At 73.7% G+C, this 24,145-nt stretch carries 21 protein-coding genes, 1 pseudogene and 1 riboswitch; of the genes and pseudogenes, 12 read left to right on the top strand and 10 right to left on the bottom strand.

The window, feature by feature from the left end:
- Nucleotides 1–185 precede the first annotated feature (185 nt).
- Both IEY96_RS03635 and IEY96_RS03630 read right to left on the bottom strand, forming a co-directional pair.
- Nucleotides 186–1,667 carry a hypothetical protein gene (locus IEY96_RS03635; RefSeq protein WP_189193343.1) on the bottom strand — a complete coding sequence of 494 codons (1,482 nt, stop codon included), beginning with the start codon at nt 1,665–1,667 and terminating at the stop codon, nt 186–188.
- Between the two features lie 108 nt (nt 1,668–1,775).
- Nucleotides 1,776–3,368 (bottom strand): C40 family peptidase, encoded by a 1,593-nt coding sequence (locus tag IEY96_RS03630; protein WP_189193342.1) that lies wholly within the window; start codon nt 3,366–3,368, stop codon nt 1,776–1,778.
- Between the two features lie 241 nt (nt 3,369–3,609).
- Between IEY96_RS03630 and mqnE the strand changes: the two genes are divergently transcribed.
- Genes mqnE through IEY96_RS03610 form a run of 4 tightly spaced genes read left to right on the top strand, consistent with a single transcriptional unit; the run spans nt 3,610 to nt 6,065 of the window.
- The gene (mqnE, locus tag IEY96_RS03625; RefSeq protein ID WP_091315414.1) at nt 3,610–4,779 is read left to right on the top strand and encodes an aminofutalosine synthase MqnE; all 1,170 of its coding nucleotides are present in this window, start codon (nt 3,610–3,612) and stop codon (nt 4,777–4,779) included.
- Nucleotides 4,780–4,789: 10 nt separating this feature from the next.
- The gene (locus IEY96_RS03620; RefSeq protein ID WP_189193341.1) at nt 4,790–5,218 is read left to right on the top strand and encodes a hypothetical protein; all 429 of its coding nucleotides are present in this window, start codon (nt 4,790–4,792) and stop codon (nt 5,216–5,218) included.
- A 26-nt stretch (nt 5,219–5,244) separates the two neighbouring features.
- Nucleotides 5,245–5,523 carry a DUF4229 domain-containing protein gene (locus IEY96_RS03615; protein WP_107076940.1) on the top strand — a complete coding sequence of 93 codons (279 nt, stop codon included), beginning with the start codon at nt 5,245–5,247 and terminating at the stop codon, nt 5,521–5,523.
- A 56-nt stretch (nt 5,524–5,579) separates the two neighbouring features.
- Complete coding sequence (locus IEY96_RS03610) at nt 5,580–6,065, top strand: hypothetical protein (protein WP_189193340.1); 486 nt, start codon at nt 5,580–5,582, stop codon at nt 6,063–6,065.
- Nucleotides 6,066–6,133: 68 nt separating this feature from the next.
- On the opposite strand, the gene IEY96_RS03605 is transcribed toward IEY96_RS03610, so the two are convergent.
- Together IEY96_RS03605 and IEY96_RS03600 are read right to left on the bottom strand one after the other, a co-directional pair.
- Nucleotides 6,134–7,474 (bottom strand): C39 family peptidase, encoded by a 1,341-nt coding sequence (locus tag IEY96_RS03605; protein ID WP_189193339.1) that lies wholly within the window; start codon nt 7,472–7,474, stop codon nt 6,134–6,136.
- 29 nt (nt 7,475–7,503) lie between these two features.
- On the bottom strand, nt 7,504–8,823 hold the full coding sequence (locus tag IEY96_RS03600) for a C39 family peptidase (RefSeq protein ID WP_189193338.1): 1,320 nt from the start codon (nt 8,821–8,823) through the stop codon (nt 7,504–7,506).
- Between the two features lie 206 nt (nt 8,824–9,029).
- Between IEY96_RS03600 and IEY96_RS03595 the strand changes: the two are divergent.
- From IEY96_RS03595 to IEY96_RS03580, 4 genes and pseudogenes are all read left to right on the top strand, one after another.
- A pseudogene (locus IEY96_RS03595) lies at nt 9,030–10,334 on the top strand (M14 family metallopeptidase); the annotation flags it as partial.
- Nucleotides 10,335–10,441: 107 nt separating this feature from the next.
- Nucleotides 10,442–10,533: riboswitch (cobalamin riboswitch) on the top strand.
- A 114-nt stretch (nt 10,534–10,647) separates the two neighbouring features.
- The gene (locus IEY96_RS03590) at nt 10,648–11,586 is read left to right on the top strand and encodes an ABC transporter substrate-binding protein (protein ID WP_189193336.1); all 939 of its coding nucleotides are present in this window, start codon (nt 10,648–10,650) and stop codon (nt 11,584–11,586) included.
- 146 nt (nt 11,587–11,732) lie between these two features.
- Nucleotides 11,733–12,818, top strand: a complete 1,086-nt coding sequence (locus IEY96_RS03585) for a FecCD family ABC transporter permease (protein ID WP_189193607.1) — start codon at nt 11,733–11,735, stop codon at nt 12,816–12,818.
- Nucleotides 12,819–12,873: 55 nt separating this feature from the next.
- On the top strand, nt 12,874–13,653 hold the full coding sequence (locus tag IEY96_RS03580) for an ABC transporter ATP-binding protein (protein ID WP_189193335.1): 780 nt from the start codon (nt 12,874–12,876) through the stop codon (nt 13,651–13,653).
- A 37-nt stretch (nt 13,654–13,690) separates the two neighbouring features.
- On the opposite strand, the gene IEY96_RS03575 is transcribed toward IEY96_RS03580, so the two are convergent.
- From IEY96_RS03575 to IEY96_RS03565, 3 genes are all read right to left on the bottom strand, one after another.
- Nucleotides 13,691–14,449: a VOC family protein gene (locus tag IEY96_RS03575; protein WP_189193334.1), complete on the bottom strand. Its 759-nt coding sequence runs from the start codon at nt 14,447–14,449 to the stop codon at nt 13,691–13,693.
- A 94-nt stretch (nt 14,450–14,543) separates the two neighbouring features.
- Nucleotides 14,544–15,281, bottom strand: a complete 738-nt coding sequence (locus IEY96_RS03570; protein WP_189193333.1) for an ABC transporter permease — start codon at nt 15,279–15,281, stop codon at nt 14,544–14,546.
- Nucleotides 15,282–15,290: 9 nt separating this feature from the next.
- Nucleotides 15,291–16,178, bottom strand: a complete 888-nt coding sequence (locus tag IEY96_RS03565) for an ABC transporter ATP-binding protein (protein WP_189193332.1) — start codon at nt 16,176–16,178, stop codon at nt 15,291–15,293.
- Between the two features lie 128 nt (nt 16,179–16,306).
- Here IEY96_RS03565 and IEY96_RS03560 point away from each other — a divergent pair, with 128 nt between their 5' ends.
- Entirely contained in the window at nt 16,307–16,909 is a 603-nt protein-coding gene (locus tag IEY96_RS03560; RefSeq protein ID WP_189193331.1) for a hypothetical protein, read from the top strand.
- 60 nt (nt 16,910–16,969) lie between these two features.
- Here the strand turns inward: IEY96_RS03560 and IEY96_RS03555 are convergent, their stop codons facing one another.
- On the bottom strand, nt 16,970–19,009 hold the full coding sequence (locus IEY96_RS03555; RefSeq protein WP_189193330.1) for a HelD family protein: 2,040 nt from the start codon (nt 19,007–19,009) through the stop codon (nt 16,970–16,972).
- A 183-nt stretch (nt 19,010–19,192) separates the two neighbouring features.
- Here IEY96_RS03555 and IEY96_RS03550 point away from each other — a divergent pair, with 183 nt between their 5' ends.
- From IEY96_RS03550 to IEY96_RS03540, 3 genes are read left to right on the top strand one after another with little or no spacing between them, the layout of a single operon-like run.
- Nucleotides 19,193–19,774 (top strand): winged helix-turn-helix domain-containing protein, encoded by a 582-nt coding sequence (locus IEY96_RS03550; protein WP_189193329.1) that lies wholly within the window; start codon nt 19,193–19,195, stop codon nt 19,772–19,774.
- 44 nt (nt 19,775–19,818) lie between these two features.
- Nucleotides 19,819–21,096 (top strand): MFS transporter, encoded by a 1,278-nt coding sequence (locus IEY96_RS03545; protein ID WP_189193328.1) that lies wholly within the window; start codon nt 19,819–19,821, stop codon nt 21,094–21,096.
- Nucleotides 21,097–21,129: 33 nt separating this feature from the next.
- Nucleotides 21,130–21,981, top strand: a complete 852-nt coding sequence (locus tag IEY96_RS03540; protein ID WP_189193327.1) for a menaquinone biosynthetic enzyme MqnA/MqnD family protein — start codon at nt 21,130–21,132, stop codon at nt 21,979–21,981.
- 75 nt (nt 21,982–22,056) lie between these two features.
- On the opposite strand, the gene IEY96_RS03535 is transcribed toward IEY96_RS03540, so the two are convergent.
- Together IEY96_RS03535 and IEY96_RS03530 are read right to left on the bottom strand one after the other, a co-directional pair.
- Entirely contained in the window at nt 22,057–22,995 is a 939-nt protein-coding gene (locus tag IEY96_RS03535) for a hypothetical protein (protein WP_189193326.1), read from the bottom strand.
- Complete coding sequence (locus IEY96_RS03530) at nt 22,995–23,951, bottom strand: hypothetical protein (RefSeq protein ID WP_189193325.1); 957 nt, start codon at nt 23,949–23,951, stop codon at nt 22,995–22,997. The genes IEY96_RS03535 and IEY96_RS03530 overlap by 1 nt, the downstream gene beginning before the upstream one ends.
- Between the last annotated feature and the right edge of the window lie 194 nt (nt 23,952–24,145).

Below are 24,145 nucleotides of genomic sequence, written 5' to 3'. Positions count from 1 at the left end.
AAATGCCTTTCGAGCGGGGCGCATCTTCGCGATGGCCCGCCGCGGCTTCGTCACGCCGCCGATTCGCCCGCAAGATCGCCCATGGGCGCGCAACGGGCGCGCCAGGTCAGTGATCTCCACAAGTGTACGGCGGCGCGGCGAACCCGCCACCGCACCGCGAGTGCGTAGTGGGCGGGCTCACCCCGTTACCTGGTCAGCGCCGTGCCGGTGATCCCGCTCAGCGCGTCGTTGGCCAGGAAGACCACCAGCAGGCTGATCGCGACGAGCAGCGCCAGCGCGGCGGCCAGCACGATCACCACCTTCGTGTTGCTGGATCGGGTCGCCGGGGCGTCCTCGGCCCAGCCCTGAGCCAGGATGTGCCCGGTCAGCGAGCCGGAGTTCTCCAGCGAACTGCCCTGCGGGAGGGAGACCGTGGCGAAGCCCGGCCCGTCGGTGCCGCCGTACGCGGTGCCGGCCAGGTCGGGGCCTGCCGGCGGGTGGCTCACCGGGCGGCTCGGCGCCGGCACGTGACCGGCCTGGCCGGCCCGGTACTCGGCGGGGTCGGTCGACGGCGGCCAGTTCGGCAGGGCCGGCGCCGGCACCACCGGCGGTGCGGTGGGCAGCGGCGGGGCGGAGGCCGGCGCGGCGGCCCAGGCCGGGGCGGCCGGACCCGGCTGCCCGGCGCCCGGGAAGGACGTCGACCCCGGCGCGCCGGCCATGGCGGGCGGCGGCGGGAACGGCGGCGCCGGCATCGGGCCGGGCGGCGGCGGAGGCGGGGGCACCGGCGGTCCCGGCGGCGGCGCCGGCGGGCCCGGCACCGGGGGCACCGGCCCCGGCGGGGTCGGACCGGGCGGCGGTGCGGGCACCGGCGGCGTGGGCCGGAACGGGGGCTCCGGCGCCGGCACGGGAGGTGCCGGGGAGGGCGGGGTCGGACCCGGCACGGGGGTCGGCGCCGGCTCGGGCTCCGGCACGGGCGGCGTCGGGGGCTGGGCGGGCTCCGGCGGCTGCGCCGGCTCGGGCGGCTCGGGGTTGACCGGACCCGCCCGGTAGACCTTGGCGCTGCCGGCCGTCCCGGCGAGCGCGGCGGCGACCTCGTCGGCCGAGACGCGGGTCAGGCCGGGCACCGACGCGCTGGCCCGGGCGTGCCCCAACCCCGCCCGCGGCTGCCCCGCGTGGCCGGGTGCCGGCGCGGCGTCGGCGGGCGGCTGGCCGGCCGGGGCGGACGCGGCGTCGGCGTTCGGCTCCTCCGTGCGGGGCGCGGGCAGCACCGGCCCGCCGGCCGGCGGGGGCACCGGCACGGAGCCGGCGGCCGTGCCGGCGCCGCCGGCGGGGGAGTCCGTGCCGGGTGCCGGTTCGCTGTCGGCCGAGGTGGCGCCGTCGGCCGGAGAGCGCTCGGCGGCGGCGAAGGCGGACCAGGTCGAGGGCGGCGGGACGGAGGCACCCGGCTGGCGCCGGTCCAGCGCCGGGGCGGACTCCGTCTGGGAGCCACCCGCCCGGTAGGTGTTGCCGGTGGCCGGCGTGCTCCGCCGCTGCTCGTCCGGGGGTGGCGCGGTGGCGCCGGCGACGCTGACCCGGGCCCGGGCCACCGCCACCGGAGGAGGGGCCTCTGCGGGGCCGGCCGGCCGGTCGGCGGCGTCGGGGACGGATCCGGGGTGGACCGTCTCCGCCGGAACGTCGTGCTCGCCCATCTCGCCCCTCCGCGCCCACGCTCGCCCCCGACCGTGGCGCCGGTCGGGCGTGCCTGGATCTCACCGTGCCACATTCCGGCCCGGGAGCACAGCCGGAGCGGCGGTTGGTCAGTCGGTGGCGCTCGGGCTCGCGGCGGTGCTCTCGGCCGTGCTGCTCGACGGGCTGGCGGCACTGCCGGTCGGCTCCGCGGCGCTGCCGCTCGGTGCGGCGGTGGCGCTGCCGGTGGGCGACGGGGGCGGTGTGTCGGTCGGGCTCGGCGTCGGCGTCGGCGTGTTGCTCGGCGAGGTCGACGGGGTGGGCGTCGGGCTCGACGTGCTCGACGTCGGCTTCGGCGTGGCCGTCCGGGTCGGCTTGGGCGTGGCCGTCTTTGTGGGCTTCGGCGTCGCGCTGGGCTTCGGCGGGGTGGTGGACTGGGTCGGTGTCGGGACCGGCGCCGGGGTGGCCGGGGCGGGGACCCCGCCGATCACCCGGGTGGCCGCGTAGAGCCGGGACCACCGGACCACCGAGATCTTGACGACGTCGCCGGTCCGCGGCGCCTCGACCATCTTGCCGTTGCCGATGTACATGGCGACGTGGTGGATGCTCGTCCAGCTGCTGCCCGAGGCGAAGAAGAGCAGGTCGCCGGGGAGGAGCGCGTTCGGGTCGACGGTGCGGGAGCGGGTGGCGTAGTACTGGTCCCGGGAGACCCGGGGCAGCCCCTGGTAGCCGGCCGCCTGGTAGGAGGCGAGCACCAGGCCGGAGCAGTCGAACCGGTCCGGCCCCTCGGCCGCCCAGAGGTAGGGGTCGCCGAGCTGGGCGAGGGCGTACCGCACCGCGGCCAGGGCCTTCGGGTCGGCGACCAACCCGCTGACGCTCTGGTTGATGACGTACGGGTTGCCCAGCTGCTGCTCGGCGGCGTCCGCGCGGCGCTCGATCTCAAGCAGCCGGGCGGCGTTGTCCCTGCGGAGCTTGAGCAGCGCGGCTTCCTGCTTGTGCAGGTCGGTCTCGACCCGGGTGTACGCCGCGGTCTTCTCGGCGGCGCGCCGCTCGGCCGAGGCGTGCGCCTCCCGGGCGACCCGCTCGGCGGCGGTGGCCCGGGCGAGTTCGCCGGTCACGGCCGTGGTGGCGCCCTCGGCCTTGTCGCCCCGGGTGATCCGCTGGAGGTTGGCGAATTCGCGCAGGTTGGCCCCGAACTCGCCGGGCGGCAGCGCGGCGTCGGCCTTGACCGCGTCGGCGGCGGCGGTCTTCGCGTTCTCCTGGGCCCGGACGAGCGCGTCCTGGGCCTCCTTGAGCCGGGCGGCGGCGAGGGTGAGGTCCGCCTGCGCGGTGTCCCGCTCGCCCTTGATGGTGAGCAGGGTGTCGCCGAGCTGCGCGACCTGCGCGTCGACCTGGTTGATCTGGGCGATCAGCGGGCCGTCGGCCGGGTTCGTCACGCCGGTCGTGGCGCCGGGGAGGCCCGGGGTGCGACCGGGCCCGCCGGCCACCGTGCCGGGCACGCCGGGGACGGCGCCGGGCACGGTGGGCAGCTGCAGGGTGCCGGAGACCCGGGGGCGGGAGCCGGTGTCCGGAATGGCGTCCGGCAGCGGGTCGGCCCAGGCCGGGGTGGCCAGCGCCGCGGCCGCGACCGCCCCGAGCAGGGCGGACCAGAGCGCCGGGCGAAGCACCGGCGAGATCACCGGATTCCGGCTTCGTCGGCGTCGGCCCTGGGTGCTGTCGACCATTCCGCTCCCCGTCCGGTCTGGTGTCTTCCGCGCGAGGTGGGCGCGGTGAGGCAGGACGGTACCGGTGTGTGTTCCGCCCCATCCTGTCTTACCTCACCAACGCAGCTATGTCGATGCGCGGAGCGTGACGGCCGACCGGCCGACCGGTGAAGTAGGTCGCTGCGGTTGACCGGGTCGCCGGTTCGTCCGACGCGCGACGTACGCTCGACCGGGACCGCAGGTGGAAGGGACGTGGCTTTCGATGGACGCCGGACTCAAGCGCGAGCTCGAAGCGAAGGTCTACGCGGGGGAGCGCCTGACCCGCGAGGACGGAGTGGCCCTCTACGAGAGCGACGACCTCGCCTGGCTGGGGCGGCTGGCCCACCACAAGCGCACCGAGATGAACGGCGACCGGGTGATGTTCAACGTCAACCGGCACCTCAACCTGACGAACGTCTGCTCCGCCTCGTGCGCGTACTGCTCGTTCCAGCGCAAGCCGGGTGAGAAGGACGCCTACACGATGCGTATCGACGAGGCGGTCCGCAAGGCCAAGGAGATGGAGGACGAGCAGCTCACCGAGCTGCACATCGTCAACGGCCTGCACCCGACCCTGCCCTGGCGCTACTACCCCAAGGTGCTCCGCGAGCTGAAGGCGGCGCTGCCGAAGGTCAACCTCAAGGCGTTCACCGCGACCGAGGTGCAGTGGTTCGAGAAGATCAGCGGCCTGAGCGCCGACGAGATCCTCGACGAGCTGATGGACGCCGGCCTGGAGTCGCTGACCGGCGGTGGCGCGGAGATCTTCGACTGGGAGGTCCGGCAGCACATCGTCGACCACGCCTGCCACTGGGAGGACTGGTCGCGGATCCACCGACTGGCCCACTCGAAGGGCATGAAGACCCCGTCGACGATGCTCTACGGCCACATCGAGGAGCCCCGGCACCGGGTCGACCACGTGCTGCGGCTGCGCGAGCTGCAGGACGAGACCGGCGGCTTCCAGGTCTTCATCCCGCTGCGCTACCAGCACGACTTCGTCGACTCGGCGGACGGCAAGGTCCGTAACCGGATCCAGGCCCAGACCACGATGGCCTCGCCGGCCGAGTCGCTCAAGACGTTCGCCGTCTCCCGGCTGCTCTTCGACAACGTGCCGCACGTGAAGTGCTTCTGGGTGATGCACGGTCTCTCGGTGGCTCAGCTCTCGCTGAACTTCGGGGTCGACGACCTGGACGGCTCGGTCGTGGAATACAAGATCACCCACGACGCCGACTCGTACGGCACGCCGAACACCATGCACCGCGAGGACCTGCTGAACCTGATCTGGGACGCCGGCTTCCGCCCGGTCGAGCGGAACACCCGCTACGAGATCGTCCGCGAGTACGACGCGGCCCCGTCGCTGGCCGAGCGCCGCGCCGAGCCGCAGCAGGTCTGGGCCTGACCGCACGTCGATGAGCACCGAGGAGCAGCCGCGCAGCTTTCCCCGTCGGGACGCCGAGGGGCGCATCCTCACCCTGGGTGACCTGCTCGGGGTGAGCCTCGCCGGCCTGGTGATCGGGGTGCTGGCGCTGGTGCTCTTCGAGTGGGCCTTCGCCACCATGGGCGCGGGCGGGTTCGGGCGAACCAACGGCTGGCTGGCGGTGATCCTGCCGGTCTGGCTGTTCTGGGACGACTTCCGGGCCTGGGAGTTCGGCGCGGCCCGGGTGCTCGCGGCGCTGGCCGGGATCGTGGTCGGCGTCCTCGCCGGGCTGCTGGCGGCCGGTCTCGCCGCCGGGCTGCCCCCGTTGGTCTCCGGCGCGCTGGCCGCGGCGGTGTTCACCGTGGTCTACGCGGTGATCTGGTTTCATGGCGTGCACTGGCTGGCCCGGCGGACGGGTTGAGGCGTGAGAGAGAAGGAAGTACGGGCTTGAGTGCGGCGGTCAAGTACACGCTGGGCCGGATCGGGCTGTTCGTCGGCGTGCTGGCGGCCCTCTGGTTCGTCGAGATGAACATGTTCCTGCGGCTGATGCTGGCGCTCGTCTTCTCCGCCGCGCTGTCGTTCTTCCTGCTCCGCGGCTGGCGGGACGAGATGGCCGGTGAGATGGCCGAGGCGTCGGAGCGGCGCCGCGCCGAGAAGGACCGGCTGCGCTCCGCCCTGGCCGGCGACGATCAGGCCGAGCGGACCGACGAGCGCCGCGAGGACTGAGCCGGGCCGGGCGTCGGGGCAGCGGGATCGCATCCCGACCGCTAGGGTCTGCCGCCGTGAGTTTCCTGAACACGATCAACGGGTGGCGGACGAAGGTCTTCGTCTGGATCGGCCTGCCGGTCATCGCCGCCATCGGACTGATGCTGAGCGTCACCGACCTCGCGCCCGCCTGGGAGGCGAAGAACGGTGGCGGCACGCCGGGCACGTTCACCGCGGTGAACGAGGAATGTGGCCGGCGTAACTGCGAGTGGCACGGGACCTTCGTCGCCACCGAGGGCGGTGCCCAGCGCGCCGACGTGATCCTCTACGACGCGCCGGACGGGCTGACCGCGGGGGCCACCGCCCCGGCGCTCGACTCCGGTGCCCGGAAGGGCGTCTTCTCCACCGCCGGCGGCTCGACCTACCTGCTGGTCACCGGGCTCGCCCTGGCCGGTGTGGCAGCCCTGGTCGCCTGGGTGGTGATCATCGTCCGGGCGATCCGTAGGCGTGGCCGGCGGGCCGAGCCCGCGGCCCCGCCCGCCTCGTTCGCTCCGTCGGCCTGACCCGGCCGGTCCACGACCGTACCGACGGGCCCGGCACCGTCCCGAGGGACCGTGCCGGGCCCGTCCCGTCACCAGTTGGTGGAACCCGGCACGACCGGCCAGGCCACGTCGGTCGGCTTGATGAGGTACGCGATGCCGCCCGAGCCGGAGGCCACGGTGCCGTTGGCCCGGTGCCGCTTGGTGCGCAGCCAGATCTGCTCGAACTGCTCCCGCTTGTAGACGTTGCGGACGGCGTCGTTCGAGGAGGAGGCCGGGTCGTTGACGATCACGTCACCCTCGGCGGTGAAGCCGACGATCACGAACAGGTGCCCGGAGGTGCCGTAGCCCGCCGTGTCCAGCTCGCTGGCCAGGAAGGACTGCGAGGTGACCACCGGGATGCCGGCCTTGATGAAGCGTTCCACCTCGTCCAGCGAGTGCATCCGGGTGACCCGGGCGTCCAGGCCGGGGAAGCTGGCCGCGTACGCGGTGTTGAACGGCCAGTTGCCGGCGCCCTCGTACTCGTAGTCGTAGGTCATCCGGGCGGCGTGGTCGACGGTCGGGTCGGCGTAGCTCGGGTCGACCCAGGCGGTGTCCTCGGCGGAGGGCTTCCGGCCCCAGTACTCGACGACCATCTCGGTCGAGGTGGGGGAGCACCACGCCTCCCCGCCGTTGTCGAACTCGGGGTACTCGCCGATGTGGATGTTCTGCGAGTAGCGCGGCACCGCCAGTTCGGTGCCCCAGGCGATGCCGCCCTTGCTCGGTGCGACCGTGAACCGGTCCGGCACGTTGGAGCTCATCGCGCCGAGCATCCAGACCCGCGGCGAGGCGGTCTGCCCCGGCGCGCGGTAGAGGGTCAGCCGGAGCTGGTACGACCGCAGCAGCACCCCGGCCTGGGCGTTGTCGATCGAGAAGGTGTCGGTCCAGATGGTCGACCAGGGGTCACCCTGGCCGTCCAGCGTGGAGCGCTTGATGTCCTGGTCGCCGGAGGCCCAGCGGCCCATCACGTACCAGGGGGTCTGCTGCCCGGTGTTGTACGTGCCGTGCAGCTCGACCTGGATCCAGGTGCCGGCCGGGGTCGCGGCGTTCCACGAGGCGACCAGTTCGCTGGCGTCGAAGCCGACCGTCCGCTCCGGCGAGGTCCAGGTGGCGTACTCCCAGGTCCGGGTGGTGCCGGTGTGCTCGTCGGTGAACTCGGTGGTGCCGGCCGGCTGGCCGATGGTGATCCCGGTGCGGTGCCCCGGGATGGCGTACGTGCCCTGGTGGGTGCCGGCACGCCAGTCCGGGTACTGGGACCACTCCTGGAAGGTGATCTGCTCGTCGTGCGCGACGACCGGCAGGTTGTTGTCGGCGTGGGCGGGCGCCGTCACACCGACGAGGGCGAGCGCGGCGGCGCCGAGGAGGGCGACCGCACGCAGGGCTGGTCTGACCATGTGCACTCCGTTGGGTGGGTAGGGATGGATCACCAGTTGGTGGAACCGGCCACGGAGGGCCAGGCCACCTCGGTCGGCTTGATCAGGTAGACGATGCCGCCGGAGCCGCTGCCGGTGCCGCCGCTCGCGGTGGTCCGCCGGGTCCGCTGCCAGATCTGCTCGAACTGGTCGCGCGGGTAGACGTGTCGGACCGCGGCATTGCTGGGCGAGGCCGGGTCGTTGGCGATCACGTCGCCGGTGGCGGTGAAGCCGACCACCACCATGAGGTGCCCCGCCGTGCCGTAGCCGGCGCCGTCCAGCTCGCTGGCGAGGAAGGACTGGCTGGTCACCACGGGGATGCCGGCGGCGATGAAGTGCTCCAGCTCGTCCAGCGAGTGCAGCCGGGTCACCTTCGCCTCCAGTCCGGGGAAGGCCGCCGCGTACGCGGTGTTGAACGGCCAGTTGCCGGTGCCGTCGTACTGCCAGTCGTAGGTCATCCGGGCGGCGTGGTCGACCGTCGGGTCGGCGTAGCCCGGGTCCACCCAGGACGTGTCGGCCGGGGAGGGCTTGCGGCCCCAGTACTCGACCACCATCTCGGTGGAGGTGGGTGAGCACCACGCCTCGCCGCCGCCGCCGTACTCGGGGTACTGGCCGGCGTGGATGTTCTGCGAGTAGCGCGGCACGGCCAGCTCGGTGCCCCAGGCGATGTGCCCGGCGCTGGGGGCGACGGTGAACCGGTCCGGCACGTTCGAGCTCATGGCGCCGACCGAGCGGAGCACCGGCGTGACCGTCGAGGCCGGGTCGCGGTAGAGGGTGACCCGGAGCTGGTACGCCCGCAGCAGCACCCCGGCGGCCGGGTTGTTGATGGCGAACGTGTCGGTGAAGACGCTGGAGGTCTTGTCGCCCTGCCGGTCGACGCTGGTCCGCCGGATGTCGCCGTCGCCGGAGGCCCAGCGGCCCATCACGTACCAGGGGGTGCGGGTGCCGGTGGTGTAGGTGCCCTGGAGCTCGACCTGGAGCCAGGTGCCGGCGGGGGTGTCCGCGTTCCACGAGGTGACCAGCTCGCTGGCGGAGAAGCCGACCTGGGTGAGCGGCGAGGTCCAGGTCCCGTACGCCCAGCTGCGCCGGATGCTGCTGTGCGGGTCCTTGTAGAGGATGGTCCCGACCGGGCTGGTCAGGGTCAGGCCGGCGGCGGTGCCGGTGGTGCCGGCGGCGGTGCCGGTCGACCAGGCCGCGCCGGACCACCCCTGCCAGGTGATCTGCTCGTCGTGCGTGACGGTCGTGGTCGCGCCGGCCGGCGCAGTGGGGGCGAGGAGGGCGAGCGCGGTGGCGCCGGCGACGGCGACCGACCGCAGGGATGTCCGGTCCATGGCAGCTCCTCCAGGAGGACGGCATCGTTGCCGTTCACTGTCGCGCCTGGAGGGAAGTTTCGCCAGAGGTTGCCGCATGGAAAATCATTGCCGGCGTGAGGATCCGGTCGGGATGGAAGCACGTAATGATGGATGTTGATATGACCATGTGACTCCTGGTGAAGTGTGCGGACAACGGGAGCTCCCGTACCCCGAGGAGGTTGTCCATGGCCCTCCGCACGTCCCCGCTCCGCCGCCGGCTGGCCCTCGCCGCCGCCGTCGGCCTGACCCTCGTCGCCGCGGTCACCGGCCCGGCCGCCGCCCGCCCCGCCCCGGACGGCGAACCGGCCGCCGTCGCCTACCGGGTGCTCGGCCCGCGCACCCTCGCCGACCGCAGCGCCGTCGCCCGCACCGGCGCGGCGATCGACCACTCCGAACACGGCGTGCTGCACGTCACGGCCACCACCGCCGAGGCCACCGCGATCACCCGGCTCGGCTTCCGGCTGGAGAAGGACGTCGCTCCGGCCCCGGCCGCCGGCGCGGTCGCCTACGCCTTCCCGCCCGCCGACTCCAACTACCACGACTACGCCGAGTTGACCGCAGTGGTGAACACGGTGGTCGCCGACCACCCGGCCATCGCCCGCAAGCTCAGCATCGGCCGGTCCTACCAGGGCCGGGACCTGATGGCCGTGAAGATCTCCGACAACGTCGGCACGGACGAGAACGAGCCGGAGATCCTCTTCAACGCCCAGCAGCACGCCCGCGAGCACCTGACCGTCGAGATGGCGATCTACCTGCTCAACCTCTTCACCGACAACTACGGCAGCGACTCCCGGATCACCAACATCGTCAACTCCCGGGAGATCTGGATCGTCCCCACGGTCAACCCCGACGGCAGCGAGTACGACATCGCCACCGGCTCCTACCGCTCCTGGCGGAAGAACCGCCAGCCGAACAGCGGCTCCTCGTACGTGGGCACCGACCTGAACCGGAACTGGTCGTACCAGTGGGGCTGCTGCGGCGGCTCGTCCGGCTCGACCTCGTCGGAGACCTACCGCGGCCCGTCCGCCTTCTCCGCCCCCGAGACCGCGGCGCTGCGCACCTTCGTCAACAGCCGCGTGGTCGGCGGGGTGCAGCAGATCAAAGCGAACATCGACTTCCACACCTACTCGCAGCTGGTGCTCTGGCCGTACGGCTACACGTACAGCAACACCGCCACGGGGATGAACGCCGACCAGTACAACACCTTCGCCACCATCGGCCGGCAGATGGCCGCCAGCAACGGCTACACCCCGGAACAGTCCAGCGACCTCTACATCGCCGACGGCACCAGCATCGACTGGATGTGGGGCGCCCACAAGATCTGGGCGTACACCTTCGAGATGTACCCCGGCTCGGCCTCCGGGGGCGGCTTCTACCCGCCCGACGAGGTGATCCCCGCGCAGACCTCCCGCAACCGGGAGGCCGTGCTGCTGCTCTCCGAGTACGCCGACTGCCCGTACCGGGCGATCGGCAAGCAGAGCACCTACTGCTGACGCGACGCGCCGTGGGGGCCCTGCTCGGGGCCCCCACCACCCCTCCCGTCCGGACGATCTCCGCTGGTCGTGCGCTACGGTGGCACCGACCAACCCGCAGCGAAGCCGGTGCGAAACCGGCGCTGTCCCGCAACTGTGATGCCCCGCACGCGGCGCCGGCCTCCGCCGGCGCCGACAACTGTGGGGACGAGCCAGGTCGCCTGCGGCACGGTCGCGACACGCGCTCTCGAGGAAGGGCGCCTCGCGGACGGGCCCGCCCAGGCGGTCCCTGTCGGCGAAGCACCACGCTCCTCGACCGACAGGAGGACCCATGTCCAGACGTACCCCCCGGCTCTTCGCCGCCGCCCTCGCGGTCGGCGCGCTGCTCCTCGGCGGCTGCGCCCAGGAGACCTCGAACGACACCCCCGCCGCCGGCGGCAACTCGGCGGCCGCCGCCTTCCCGGTCACCGTCGGCAAGCTGACCCTGGACAAGCGCCCCGAGAAGATCGTCTCGCTGTCGCCGTCGGCGACCGAGATGCTCTTCGCCATCGGCGCCGGCAAGCAGGTCACCGCCGTCGACGACAACTCGAACTACCCGGCGGAGGCGCCGAAGAGCGACCTTTCCGGCTTCCAGCCGAACGCCGAGGCGATCGCCGGCAAGAGCCCGGACCTCGTGGTGCTCTCCAACGACACCAACAAGATCGTGGACCAGCTCACCACGCTGAAGATCCCGGTGCTGCTCACCCCGGCGGCGGCCACCCTGGACGACACGTACCAGCAGATCGGTGACCTGGGCAAGCTCACCGGCCACCCGGCCGAGGCGGACGCCGTCACGAAGAAGATGAAGGACGACATCGCGGCGCTCACCAAGGACCTGCCGCGGCGGGCGAAGCCGCTCACCTACTACCACGAGCTCGGCCCCGAGCTGTACAGCGTGACCAGCAAGACCTTCATCGGCTCGCTCTACACGCTCGCCGGCCTGCAGAACATCGCCGACCCGGCGGACGCCGACGGGAAGAGCGGCGGCTACCCGCAGCTCTCCCAGGAGGTAATCGTCAAGGCGAACCCGGACTTCGTCTTCCTGGCCGACACCAAGTGCTGCAAGCAGAACGCGGAGACCGTCAAGGCGCGCAGCGGCTGGGCCGGCGTCACCGCCGTGAAGAACAACCAGGTCGTCGCCCTGGACGACGACATCGCGTCGCGCTGGGGCCCGCGCGTGGTCGACCTGCTCAAGGCGATCGTGGACGCCACCGCCAAGGTCCCGGCCTGACGGTGACCGTGCGACCGGCGGACAACGCTCACCGGCCGGCCGGGACGCCCGACGCGTCCCGGCCGTCCGGCGTGCCCGACACGGACCCACCCGGATTGGCGGAGGAGCGGCCCGACCTGGGCCCGTCCGGACCGGGTGCGTCCGGGGTGGTCGGGGAGCGGTCGCCGGCCGGGCCGGGTGCGACGGTCCGGCCGGCGGGGCTCCGTACCCGCTGGCTGCTCGCCGGCCTCGGCGCGGTGCTGATCGCGCTGGTGGCCGGCGTCTCGCTCGGCCCGGTCAGCCTGCCGCCGGGCAGCGTGGCCGCCGAACTGCTCAACCTGCTGCCCGGGGTGCACCTGCACAGCGGGCTCAGCGAGCGGGAGATCGCCATCGTCACCGAGCTGCGGCTGCCCCGGGTCGTGCTCGGCCTGCTCGTCGGCGCCCTGCTCGCCCTGGCCGGCGGCTGCTACCAGGGCGTCTTCCGCAACCCGCTGGCCGACCCGTACCTGCTGGGCGTGGCGGCCGGGGCCGGGCTGGCGGTGACCGCCGTCATCGCGCTCGGCGCCGGGGCCGGCGGGTCGCTGACCGGCATGCCGCTCACCATCCCCCTCGCCGCCTTCGTCGGCTCGCTCGGCGCGGTCGTCATGACGTACCTGCTCGGCGCGGCCGGCGGGCGGGACCGGTCACCGGCCACGCTGATCCTGGCCGGGGTGGCGGTCTCGGCGTTCCTCGCCGCCGGGCAGACCTACCTGCTGCAACGGCACTCCGACAGCATCCAGCAGGTCTACTCCTGGCTGCTCGGGCGACTGGCCACTGCCGGCTGGCACGACGTCCGGCTGGTCCTGCCCTACTTCGCGCTCACCGCCGTCGTGGTGCTGCTGCACCGGCGCGAGCTGGACGTGCTCTCCGTCGGCGATGACGAGGCAACCAGCCTCGGGCTGCACCCGCAGCGCTCCCGCTACCTGCTGATCGCCGCCGCCTCGCTGGGCACCGCCGCCGCGGTCTCCGCCTCCGGGCTGATCGGCTTCGTCGGCATCATCGTGCCGCACACCGTACGGCTGCTCGCCGGGTCGAGCTACCGGGTGATCCTGCCGCTGTCGATGCTCTTCGGCGGGGCGTTCCTGGCGCTCACCGACGTGGTCGCCCGGACCGCCGCCGCCCCCGCCGAGATCCCGATCGGCGTGGTCACCGCGCTGCTCGGCGGCCCGTTCTTCGTGCTGGTCCTGCGCACCGCCCGCCGGGTGCTCACGTGAGCGCGAGGAGTGGGCCGGGGTTGCGAGCCCCGCAGTCGCGAACCAGGGTGACGCCGTGAGCGCGTCCGCGGTCGAGCTGCGCGGCCTCCGGGTCGAGCTGGGCGGCACGCCGATCCTGGCCGGCGTGGACCTGGCGGTCGCCGTGGGCGAGTGGGTCACCGTGATCGGCCCGAACGGCGCCGGCAAGTCGACCCTGCTGCGCGCCGTCGGCGGCCTTCTGCCCGCGCCGGGCGCGGTCTCCCTCTTCGGTACGCCGATCAACTCCCTCCGCCGCCGCGACCGGGCCCGGGTGGTGGCCACCGTGGCGCAGTCCCCGGTGGTGCCGGCCGGCATGTCGGTCTTCGACTACGTGCTGCTGGGACGCACCCCGTACATCCCGGCGCTGGGCCGGGAGTCGGCCGCCGACCTGGCCGCCGTGAACGAGGTGCTGGAGCGGCTCGACCTGGGCGCGTTCGGCCGCCGCGAACTGGCCACCCTGTCCGGCGGCGAGCGGCAGCGGGTCTTCCTGGCCCGGGCGCTGGCCCAGGGCGCCACCCTGCTGCTGCTCGACGAGCCGACCAGCGCCCTGGACATCGGCCACCAGCAGGAGGTGCTGGAGCTGGTCGACCAGCTCCGCCGGCAGCACGAGCTGACCGTGCTCGCCACCATGCACGACCTCTCCATCGCCGGCGAGTACGCCGACCGCCTGGTCCTGCTCGCCGAGGGTCGGGTGGCCGCCGCCGGCCCTCCGCAGGAGGTCCTCACCGAAGCCCTGCTGGCCCGCCACTACCGCGCCAACGTCCGGGTCATCCCCGGCGACCACGGCCCCCTCGTCGTCCCGGTCCGCCCCCGCTGACCCCGAGCCGGCGGAGCCGGAGCGGCGCGCAGCACCGTCAGCGCAGGGCGGTGATTGAGAAGAGGGCGCCCTGGGGGTCGCGGAGGGCGGCGCTGCGGCCGGCCGGATTGTCCCGGGGCGGGACGAGGATGGTGCCGCCCAGCTCGGCGGCCCGGGCCGCGGTGGCGTCCGCGTCCTCGACCGCGAAGTAGACCGTCCAGTACGCCGGCAGGTCCTCGGGCAGCGGCTCCAGCTGCGGCATCATGCCGGCGACGATCCGGGCGCCGCACCGCCACCCGGTGTAGGTGACCGGGCCCGTCGGCTGCTCCTCGGGGTGCCAGCCGAAGACCAGCGCGTAGAAGTCCTTCGCCCGGTCGGGGTCGGGGGTGACCAGCTCGTTCCAGCACATCGCGCCGGGGGCGTTGAACAGTTCCGCCCCGCGCATCGCCATCGGCTGCCAGACGCTGAACACCGCCCCGGCCGGGTCGGAGAGGACCGCCATCCGGCCCAGCTCGAAGACGTCGAACGGGGAGACCACCACCTGGCCGCCGGCCGCCTCCACCCGGGTGGCGACCAGGTCCGCGTCGTCGGTCGCCACGTACGTCGACCAGATCGGCACCTGCTCGGGGGCGGCCGGTGGCCCGGCTCCCGCCACGGCCCGGCCGTCCTTGAGGAAGGTGGTGTAGCCGCCGGCGGTCGGCTCGTCGGACACCCGGCCGGTCCAGCCGAACAGTTCCGGGTAGAAGCGCTTCGCGTCGTCCAGCCCGGGGGTGGCCAGGTCGGTCCAGCAGGGCGTGCCGGGCTCCACGCCGTCCACGCTGACCCCTCTCGCCGGGGGCGGCCCCGCTGGCACGCCCTGCCGGCATCGTGGCACCGCCACACCGACCGCCGGGCCGGATTCGGACAAAAGGTCAGGTGAAGCGGCGTCCCTCGTCCCGTCGGTACGCCCATCCGGCGACCGCCGCGAGCACCACGATCCAGACGCCGAGCATGATCATGGAGAGCGGGTTCAGCCGCCAGTCGGTCACGGCCGCCCACATCAGCTCCAGCGCACCGCGGGTGGGCAGGTAGGGCGCGATCGCGTCGACGAAGCCGGGCGCGTTGTCCGGGCCGAAGAGCAGGCCGCCGCCGAAGGCGAGCGGGAAGAAGATGAGCTGGGCGACCACGATCGCCGCCTTGCTCGGCAGTGAGTAGCCGATGGCCAGCCCGAGCAGCGTGAACGGCACCGAGATCACCGCGACTCCGCCGGCGGCGAGCAGGAACTGCGCCGGGGTGACCCGGGCCGCGGTGGCCACCGCCGCGATCACCACCACCGGGAGCATGGAAAAGTAGGTGATGGCCAGACCGGCCAGGATCCGGCCGGCGAAGCGCGGGCCGGGCCCGGCGGGCAGCGTCCGGCTGTACGAGCTCCACGGCTGGTCGCGGTCCTCGGCGACGCCGATCCCGTACTGGAAGATGTTGGCGCTCATCACCGCGAAGGTGACCATGGCGGCGGTGGCGTAGGTGGCGGCGGTGGGATCGTCACCTGCGGACGGCACGACGAAGAAGAGCATCGTGGCGGCCGGGAAGAACGCGCTGCCGAAAATCGCGACCGGGATCCGGACGATCTCCAGGAGCTGGTAGCGGGCGTGGACCAGGGCGAGCGGCACGGCGGTCTCCTAGGCGGGGGTGGGTGCGGGCCGGTCGCCGGCGGTGAGGGTCAGGAACGCCTCCTCCAGCGAGGTGGGCCGGACCTCCAGGTCGCGGAACGTCACGCCGGCGGTGACGAGGTCGCGGACGAGCTGGTCGGCGTCCGTGGTGAGCAGGTGGGTGCGGCCCTCGGCGTGCTCGGTGGCCACCACGCCGGGCAGTGGCGGCAGGTCGTCGGCGACCAGGCTGACCCGGCGTACGCCGACGATCCCGCGGATGGCCGTCACGGAGTCGTCGGCGAGCACCCGGCCGTGCCCGATCACCACCACCCGCTGCGCCAGCGCCTCCACCTCCTCCAGGTAGTGGCTGCTCAGCAGGACCGTGCCGCCGTCGGCGTGGAAGCTCCGGACGGCCTCCCACAGGGTGTGCCGGGCCTCCACGTCCAGCCCGGTGGTGGGCTCGTCGAGGACCACGAGGCGGGGCCGGCCGACGAAGGCGAGCGCCACCGCGAGCCGGCGGCGCTGCCCGCCGGAGAGGCCACCGGTCTGCCGGCGCACCTGGTCGGTGAGGCCGAACTGGTCGAGCAGCTCGTCCCGGGGCACCGGGTCGGGGAAGTGCGCGGCGACGAAGTCGACCACCTCGCCGACTCGCAGCGTGCCGGGCAGGCCGGTCTCCTGCGGGGTCACCCCGAGCTGCCGCCGGCTCGTCGGGTCGCGCGGGTCGCCGCCGAGCAGCTCGACCCGGCCGGCGGTGGGGCGGCGCAGCCCGACCAGCAGGTTGAGCAGGGTGCTCTTGCCGGCGCCGTTCGGGCCGAGCAGGCCCACCAGCTCCCCGGCGCGGACGGTCAGGTCGACCCGGTCCAGGGCCAGCACCTCGCCGTAGCGGCGGCTGACCTGGTCGGCGCGGGCCAGGATCATCTTCGGGCTCCTCAGGGGTGCGGTCCCGGACGGGCATGCCCTCCCCTGTGTACCGTGCCGGCGCGAGTTTCACCGCCCCGCGGAGCGGCCCAGCGACGACGGCTACGGCCATGATCGATACTGAGCCGATGGAGGGCACCGGATACCGCGACCGGATCGGCCAGCTCGTCGAGCCGGGCGAGCGAATGCTGGCGTACGCGAAGGCCGACGCGGCCCACGGGGCACCGCCGCCTCCGCCGCCCGACGCGGCGAAGCCGGCGGCGCCCGCCGGCGGGGTGAGCGTCGGGGCCGTGCTGCTCAACCTGATCTCACCGCTGATCAGTTGGGCGTGGGGCGACCGGCTGGTTGACCGGGTGATCTGGGGGATCGCCGGGCGCGGCGCCCCGGGCTCCGCCGCCTCCCGGCTGCGCCACGCGCTGCGCCCGCCCGAGCCGGACCTGGCGGTACGGGACATCCTGCTGGTGGCCACCGACCGGCGGCTGCTGGTCTGCCTGAGTGGGCCGATGAAGCTGCTGTCCAGCCGGCAGGACGACGAGCGGTCCGTGGCGGAGACCGGGATCGCCTGGTCGGCGTCGCGGGCCGAGGTGGCCTCGGCCCGGGTGGGCTGGCACCGGTTGAACCCGAAGCGGCTGCGTCTCGACTTCGCCGACGGCTCCTGGCTGGCGTTCACCGTGCCGATCGCCGAGTCGGGCCGGCCGCTGCGCGACGTCGCCGCCGCCCTCAGCGGCTGAGCCCGGGCCGGCCGACCGGTCGGCCTCTCGCCGGCTGACCAGCCGCTGGCCCGGGGCCGGTCAGCCGGCCAGCGGCGCGGGCAGCGGCTCCCGGTGCAGCACGGCCAGCCGGGACACCGCCCGGGTCAGCACGACGTAGAGGCGGTGCAGGCCGCGCGGCTCGGCGGCCACGATCGCGGCCGGCTCGACGACCACCACGTGGTCGTACTCCAGGCCCTTGACCAGCGTCGCCGGGACCACGGTGACCCGCGCCGCGGCCTCCACGTCGTCGGCGGTCGCGGTCGGGACGCCCGCGTCGGCGAGGGCCGCGCGGAGTCGGTCCACCGCGCCGTCGGCGGCGATCACGCCGACCGAGCCGTCGTGCGCCAGCGCCGCCCGCACCTCGGCCACCGCGGCGGCCGTCAGGTCCTCGACGGTACGCACGTCGAGCGTCCCGTCCCGGCGCAGCGACTGTGCCGGGGGCACGTCGACGGCGAGCGCCGGCAGCAGCCGGTTCGCGAACGCCACCACCGCGGCCGGCACCCGGAAGCCGACGCTCAGCGGGACCACCGCCGCGTCTGGCTTGCCCAGGTGCGCCAGGGACTCCCGCCAGTCGGTGGCCGCCCAGGGCGCGGTGCCCTGCGCCAGATCGCCGAGGAGGGTGATCGAGCCGTGCTCGCTGCGCCGGGCGATGGCCCGGCACTGCATCGGGGAGAGGTCCTGCGCCTCGTCGACCACCACGTGCCCGAAGCCGGCGGGCCGTTCCAGCAGCCCGGCGGCCTCGTCGATCAGCACCGCGTCCGCGGCGGTCCACCGGGTCGCCTTCGGGGTACGCCCGACCTTGCCCGACCGGAACAGCTCCTGCTCCTCGGCGGTGAGCAGGCCGTCGGCGGCGGCGGCGAGCGTCTCGGGGTCGGTCAGCAGCCGGTGCAGCAGCCCTTCGGGGGTGAGCGCCGGCCAGACCGCGTCGAGGAACTCGGTGACCGGCTTCGCCCGGCTCATCCGGCGCAGCCAGGCGTCGCTGGGCGACTCGGCCCGGCGGGCCTCGGACTGGCGTTGCAGCAGCCCCACCAGGCGGGCCCGGACCCGTTCCCGGCCGGTCGCGTACGGCAGCCCCTCGCGGCGGGTCTCCTCGATCAACCGGTGCAGTGGGTCGAGGCCGATCCGCCAGCGGAACGAGCCGTCCGAGACCATGATCGGCTCGGTGGGGGCGCCGATGTGCGCGTCGACCGCGCGGCGCAGCACCCCGGCCGTCCGGATGTCGTGCTTGAGGGTGGCCACGGCGGGGTCCTCGACCGCCCGGACCGGCACCCGGGCGACCAGGTCCTCCACCGTCGCCTGCTCGACCTCGACCTCGCCGAGCGCCGGCAGCACCGCCGCGATGTACGACAGGAACGCCCGGTTCGGCCCGACGATCAGCACGCCCGACCGGCGCAGCCGCTCCCGGTGCAGGTAGAGCAGGTACGCGGCGCGGTGCAGCCCGACCGCCGTCTTGCCGGTGCCCGGCGCCCCCTGGACGCAGATCGAGTCGGCCAGGTCGGCCCGGACCAGCTCGTCCTGCTCGGGCTGGATGGTGGCGACGATGTCCCGCATCGGGCCGACGCGGGGGCGCTCGATCTCGGCGGTGAGGATGCGGCTGGCGGTGCCCAGCTCCTCGCCACGGTCCAGGCGCTCGTCCTCGAAGCTGGTCAGTACGCCGGCGCTGACCCCGAACCGACGCCGGACCGCGACGCCCTGCGGGTCCCGGGCGCTGGCCCGGTAGAACGACCGGGAGACCGGGGCCCGCCAGTCCAGCACCAGCGGCTCGCCCAGCTCGTCGGTGACGTGCCGGCGCCCGACGTGGTAGTCGCGTCCGGCATGGTCCGGATCGGCATCGCCGAAGTCGAGCCGGCCGAAGAAGAGCGGGGTCGTCGGGTCGTCGGCCAGTTCCTTCACGCGCCGGGCCATGTGCCGGCCGAGCTGCTCGGCGGTGTACGCGTCCCCGGCCACCTTGTCACCGGTGGCGAAGAGGGACTCGGCGCGCTCGCGCATCCGGCGCAGCGCCGCGCGGGAGGTGTCCAGGTGCGCGCGCTCGGCGACGAGCTCGGCGTCCAGGGTCTTTTCTTGGGCGTGCAGGGTCATCCACGTACTCCTCGTCACGGGGAACAACGCTGCCGCTCGCGTTTCCGACCTCGGGTCGGCGCGGGACGTCCTGTGCGGTGCTACTCACCACGGCCGTCAGGCGGGACAGAGCAGCCTACTCCGGTCGGCTCGGCGGGCAACCGAATTTCCCCGGGCGGCGGCCGACGCGGGATCATGGGTGGCATGACTGAGGCGCGGCCGGAGCAGCGCCGGGTGACGATCAGCGACCCGCAGGTGATGCGGGCCCTGGCCCACCCGGCCCGTATGGCGATCATGGAGCATCTCAGCACGGTGGAGGGCGGTGCGACCGCGACCGAGTGCGCCGAGATCGCCGGGCTCTCGCCGAGCGCGACCAGCTACCACCTGCGGGAGCTGGCGAAGTTCGGCCTGATCGAGGAGGCGCCGAGCCGGGGGGACGCGCGGGAGCGGGTCTGGCGGGCGTTCAGCCCGTCCTACTACATCGAGTCGGGGCAGGACGCCGACTCCGAGGCGCGGGCCGCCGAGCTGGCCCTGGTCGACGCGCACCTGGCCCGGGACAGCCAGCGCGCCCGGGACTGGATCCGCCGCGCCCCGGAGGAGCCGCGCGAGTGGTACGAGGCGGCCTGGTTCAGCGATACCCTGCTGCTGGTCAGCGCCGAGGAGCTGGCCGAGCTGAACCAGTCCATCCAGCAGCTGCTCGATCCGTACCGGCGGCGGCTGCGGAAGGACCCGCCGGAGGGCGCGCGGGCGGTCGCCGTGCAGTACCGGGCGCTGCCCCTGGACTGAAGCGGGGGGTTGAACGAACAGGTGTGAAGGATTATTTTCGAAATATGTCCTTCGCATCTGGTCCGTCGCGCTGGTCCGACGTCTGGCTCGCCACCGCCGCCCGGGGCGTCTCCAGCTGCGGGGACTTCCTCGCCGCCAGCGCGCTGACCCTGGCGCTCCAGTCGGCCGGCGCCGGCGGGCTCGCCGTCTCGGGGCTGCTGCTCGCCGCCACGTTGCCGCTGGTCGCGCTCGCCCCGCTGACCGGCCGGCTCGCCGACCGGGTGGACAGCCGGGTCCTGCTCGTGGCCGCCGGGCTCGGCCAGGCCGCGATCTGCCTGGCGCTCGCGTACGCCGGGCACCCGGCCCTGGTCATCGCGCTGGTCGCGCTGCTCGCGGCCGGGCTCGCGGTCACCCAGCCGGTGCTCGCCGCGCTGGTGCCGGCCATGGTCCGGGCCGAGGACCTGCCCCGGGCCGGCGCCCTGAACCAGACCGCCGGCACGCTGGGCGCGCTCGCCGGGCCGGCGCTGGCCGGCCTGCTCGTCGGCCAGTTCGGCACCCGGGTGCCGCTGCTCGTCGACGCCGTCAGCTACCTCGCGCTGGTGGCGGCCGGCCTGCTCATCCGTACCCGGCGGGGTGGCCGGCGGTCGACCGCGCCGGCCGCCGGGGCGGCGACCCCGCCGCCCGCCTGGCGGTTCCGCGGCGATCCGCTGCTGCTCGTGATGGTGGGCAGCCTCGCCGCGGTGGTCGCCGCGGTCGGCGCCATCAACGTCATCGAGGTCTTCTTCATCCGGGAGACCCTGCACAGCTCCACCACGGTCTACGGCCTGGTCACCGGCGCCTGGACGCTGGGCATCGTGCTCGGCGGCTGGCTCTTCGCCCGGCTCGCCCGCCGGCTCGCCGACGACGGCGCGCTGCTCGGAGCCGGGCTGGTCCTGCTCGGCGGCTGCTGCCTGGCGGTGCTGGCCTCGGCGGCGGTGCCGGCGGCCTGGCTGCTCGTGCCGATCTGGCTGGCCGGCGGGGTGGGCAACGGCGGCGACAACGTCTTCAACAACCTGCTGCTGGCCCGGCGGGTGCCCGAGGCGGCCCGGGGTCGGGCCTTCGCGATCTTCGGGGCGGCCGTGCAGGGCGCCGGGATGGGCGGCTACCTGATCGGTGGCCTGCTGCTGGAGGTGGCCGCGCCCCGGCCGCTGGTCGCCGGCTGCGGGGTGGCCGGGGTGCTGGTGGTCGTGGCGGCGGCCTGGCCGGTCCGCCGCGCGGTACGCGCCGAGCGCGTCGCCCGTCCCGCCGCCGGGACCGGGCGGGAGCGGCGTGCGGAGTTGGCCACTCCCACCCCCTCCCGCTGAGCCGGGCCGGTCCCGCGGCGATACCGTCGGGTCATGGCCGACCGAATCGCCCGCCCCCGGGTGGGGCACATCCAGTTCCTCAACTGCCTGCCGATCTACTGGGGGCTGATGCGGTCGGGCGCGCTGATCGACGTCGACCTGCACAAGGACTCGCCGGACCGGCTGAACGCCGCGCTGGTCGCCGGCGACCTGGACATCGGCCCCATCTCGCAGGTGGAGTACCTGCGGCACGCCGACGAGCTGCTGCTCCTGCCGGACCTGGCGGTGGGCAGCGACGGCCCGGTGCTCTCGGTCAACGTGGTCTCCACCCGGCCCCTCACCGAGCTGGACGGCGCCCGCGTGGCGCTCGGCTCCACCTCGCGTACCGGGGTGCTGCTGGCCCAGCTCCTGCTCGCGGAGCGGTACGGCGTCCGCCCCGACTACTTCCGCTGCCCGCCGGACCTCACCCAGATGCTGCTGGAGGCCGACGCCGGGGTGGTGATCGGTGACGTGGCGCTGCGCGCGCTCTACGAGGCGCCCCGCAAGGGCCTCGAGGTGACCGACCTCGGCCAGGCCTGGCGCGAGTGGACCGGGCTGCCGATGGTCTTCGCCGTCTGGGCGGTCCGCCGGGACTTCGCCGCCGCCCACCCCGGCCTGGTCAAGGAGGTGCACGAGGCGTTCCTGCGCTCGCGCGACCTGTGCCTGGCCGAGCTGGACCAGGTGGCCGAGGCCGCGGCCCGCTGGGAGCCGTTCGACGCGGCGACCCTGGCGACCTACTTCCGTACCCTCGACTTCTCCCTCGGCGAGCGGCAGGTGGCCGGCCTGCGCGAGTTCGCCCGCCGTGCGGCCGCCATCGGCGAGGCCCCCGCCCTGCCCGAGGGTGGGCCGGAGTTCTTCCAGGGCTGACGCCCTCCCACGACGACGAAGCGGCGGTGTCCCGGTGGACCGGGACACCGCCGCTTCGCGCAGCGGGGGGGGGGATCAGGTGGCGTCGCGGAGCAGCGCCTCGGTGATCTTCTCGCAGGTGTCCATGCCGTACTGCCAGGAACTCGCGGCGCTGAAGGGGGTGCGGACCATCACGCCCATCGTCCAGGTGTCGCCGATCGCCAGGCAGTTGACGTGGTATTCCCGCTCCTTCTGCCGGTCGATCCAGCCGTTCTTGATGGCGATCTGCTTCTGTTCGGCGGCGGGGAAGGCCTTGCGGATGCCGAAGTCGCCCACCCCGCGGACGAGCCGCATCTCGTTGAGTAGCCACTTGGTCCACTTCGGCCCGGCCGCCCGGCCGTCGTCGATGCAGAGGCCGAGCCGCGCGGTGTCCCGAGGCGACAGCATCGTCCGGCTCCAGCCGCCGTCGCTGGCGACCTTGCTGTCGGTCAGCTTGCAGATCGAGATCAGCCGCTTGATCGAGGCCGACCCGCCCACGCTCTCGTAGAATTCCTGGGCCCGGGTGTTGTCGCTGTCCCGGATGATCTGCGTGGCGTCGTCCAGCTTCGCGTCGCTCGGGGTCTTGCCCGCCTCGGCGCTCCGGCGCAGGTAGTCGGCGACAACCCAGGACTTGATCAACGACGCGGTGGTGCTGGTCTCGCCCATGTTCTTCGAGCCGATGATCGCGCCGGTCCGCTTGTCCAGGACGCTCCAGGAGTACCAGCCCTTGATGTTCAGGTCGCTCAGGTCCTGGGCGGCGAACGGCAGCGGCTCCAGCGACGGCGAGGGGGACGGCGACGGGCGGGCGTTGCGGTCGGTGGGGGCGCTCGCGGACCGGGCACCCGCCGCGGGCGAGTGCGAGCCGGCCGTGGGGCGGAGCGGGGAGCCCGGCACGAACCGGAGCGAGACGAGCACCAGGCCGACCAGGATCACGGCGACGGCGCTGTACGTCAGCGTGCGGTGGTCACTGCCCGGCCGGCGCCGGCTGCCCGCCATCAGAGCTTCCCGACCGGCTGCTGCGGCACCTTGAGGGCGGCGCCCGGCTGCGGGGTCACCAGTTGGGTGGCGACGCTGGCGCAGACCTTCGCGCCGTACGAGGGGGTCCTCGGGTCGCCGGCGCCGGGATAACGCATCATCACGGCCAGGGTCCAGTCGTCGGCCACCGCGAGGCAGTTGACGTGCCACTGGCCGTCGGCCCAGAGCATGGTGAAGCCGTTCTTGATGCTGACCGGCCCCTGCGACGTGATCGAGGCGGGCAGGCCGTCGACGATGCCCCAGTGCCCGCCCTGGACCTCCACGGACTTCTGGTCCTTCACGCCGCCGCGCACGTTGGCCATCTCGTTGAGCACCCACTTCGTCCACTTCGGTCCGGCGGCGGTGCCGTCGCCGATGCAGTCGCCCATCCGCACCGCGTCGCGCGGCGACATCTGGGTGTACGCCCACTTGGCCCGGGTGGGTTCAATCTTCGTGTCGGTCAGCTTGCACATCTTGATCAGCCGATCCAGCACCGGCTTGCGCCCGCCGGCGTTGTAGAGCGCCTCGGCCGAGCGGTCGTTGCTGTCCCGGATGGCGGTGGTCGCCTGCTTCCTCCGCTCCGCGCTCAGTGGCTTGCCGTTCAGCTGGCGCAGGTAGTCGGAGACGATCCAAGCCTTGATCATCGACTCGGTCGAGTTGGTCGACGCCATGTTCGGCGCGCCGCTGATCTTGCCGGTCTTCCGGTCCATCAGCGCCCAGGAGAAGAACTTGCCGTTGAAGTTCACCGAGACCGGGCCGGCGGCCAGCGTGGGCTTCGGGGGCGCGGTCGGTGCGGGCGTGGGGACCTGCGCCACGCCGCCGCCGATGCCGCCGAGGCCTTCGCCGCCGGAGAGCTTGGCGTACGCGGCGGGGACCAGCATGCCGCCGCCGATGAGGACCGCCACGATGGCGAGCACCATGGTCACGCGAGGTCGCATGAGTGGGTGAACTCCAGATTGTCTGGCCGGGGGGACCGGCGCTTCCGAATGCGTTTCGGCCTGATCGCCGAGGCCGGGGGAGATGGCCTGGAGCCGGTGGCGATCGTCGGCAGCCGATCGGTGTGCCGGGCGAAGTCTACTTCCGGACAGGCCGGATGCCAGATCCCGACGCCCGGCAACTCGCCGTGAAGGCG

It is taken from the genome of Micromonospora fulviviridis, from assembly GCF_014648395.1.
Taxonomy (GTDB): domain Bacteria; phylum Actinomycetota; class Actinomycetes; order Mycobacteriales; family Micromonosporaceae; genus Micromonospora; species Micromonospora fulviviridis.
The sequence above is the reverse complement of the archived record's forward strand: the minus strand, read 5'-3'. Positions and strand labels throughout refer to the sequence as shown.

Excerpts from the sequence above, each read along its gene's own strand:
- IEY96_RS03540 (WP_189193327.1), top strand. The coding sequence starts at position 21,130 with ATGGCCGACCGAATCGCCCGCCCCCGGGTGGGGCACATCCAGTTCCTC.
- IEY96_RS03545 (WP_189193328.1), top strand. The coding sequence starts at position 19,819 with ATGTCCTTCGCATCTGGTCCGTCGCGCTGGTCCGACGTCTGGCTCGCC.
- IEY96_RS03535 (WP_189193326.1), bottom strand. The coding sequence starts at position 22,995 with ATGGCGGGCAGCCGGCGCCGGCCGGGCAGTGACCACCGCACGCTGACG.
- IEY96_RS03605 (WP_189193339.1), bottom strand. The coding sequence starts at position 7,474 with ATGGTCAGACCAGCCCTGCGTGCGGTCGCCCTCCTCGGCGCCGCCGCG.
- IEY96_RS03635 (WP_189193343.1), bottom strand. The coding sequence starts at position 1,667 with ATGGGCGAGCACGACGTTCCGGCGGAGACGGTCCACCCCGGATCCGTC.
- mqnE (WP_091315414.1), top strand. The coding sequence starts at position 3,610 with ATGGACGCCGGACTCAAGCGCGAGCTCGAAGCGAAGGTCTACGCGGGG.
- IEY96_RS03630 (WP_189193342.1), bottom strand. The coding sequence starts at position 3,368 with ATGGTCGACAGCACCCAGGGCCGACGCCGACGAAGCCGGAATCCGGTG.
- IEY96_RS03550 (WP_189193329.1), top strand. The coding sequence starts at position 19,193 with ATGACTGAGGCGCGGCCGGAGCAGCGCCGGGTGACGATCAGCGACCCG.
- IEY96_RS03620 (WP_189193341.1), top strand. The coding sequence starts at position 4,790 with ATGAGCACCGAGGAGCAGCCGCGCAGCTTTCCCCGTCGGGACGCCGAG.
- IEY96_RS03530 (WP_189193325.1), bottom strand. The coding sequence starts at position 23,951 with ATGCGACCTCGCGTGACCATGGTGCTCGCCATCGTGGCGGTCCTCATC.
- IEY96_RS03555 (WP_189193330.1), bottom strand. The coding sequence starts at position 19,009 with ATGACCCTGCACGCCCAAGAAAAGACCCTGGACGCCGAGCTCGTCGCC.
- IEY96_RS03560 (WP_189193331.1), top strand. The coding sequence starts at position 16,307 with ATGGAGGGCACCGGATACCGCGACCGGATCGGCCAGCTCGTCGAGCCG.
- IEY96_RS03565 (WP_189193332.1), bottom strand. The coding sequence starts at position 16,178 with ATGATCCTGGCCCGCGCCGACCAGGTCAGCCGCCGCTACGGCGAGGTG.
- IEY96_RS03600 (WP_189193338.1), bottom strand. The coding sequence starts at position 8,823 with ATGGACCGGACATCCCTGCGGTCGGTCGCCGTCGCCGGCGCCACCGCG.
- IEY96_RS03590 (WP_189193336.1), top strand. The coding sequence starts at position 10,648 with ATGTCCAGACGTACCCCCCGGCTCTTCGCCGCCGCCCTCGCGGTCGGC.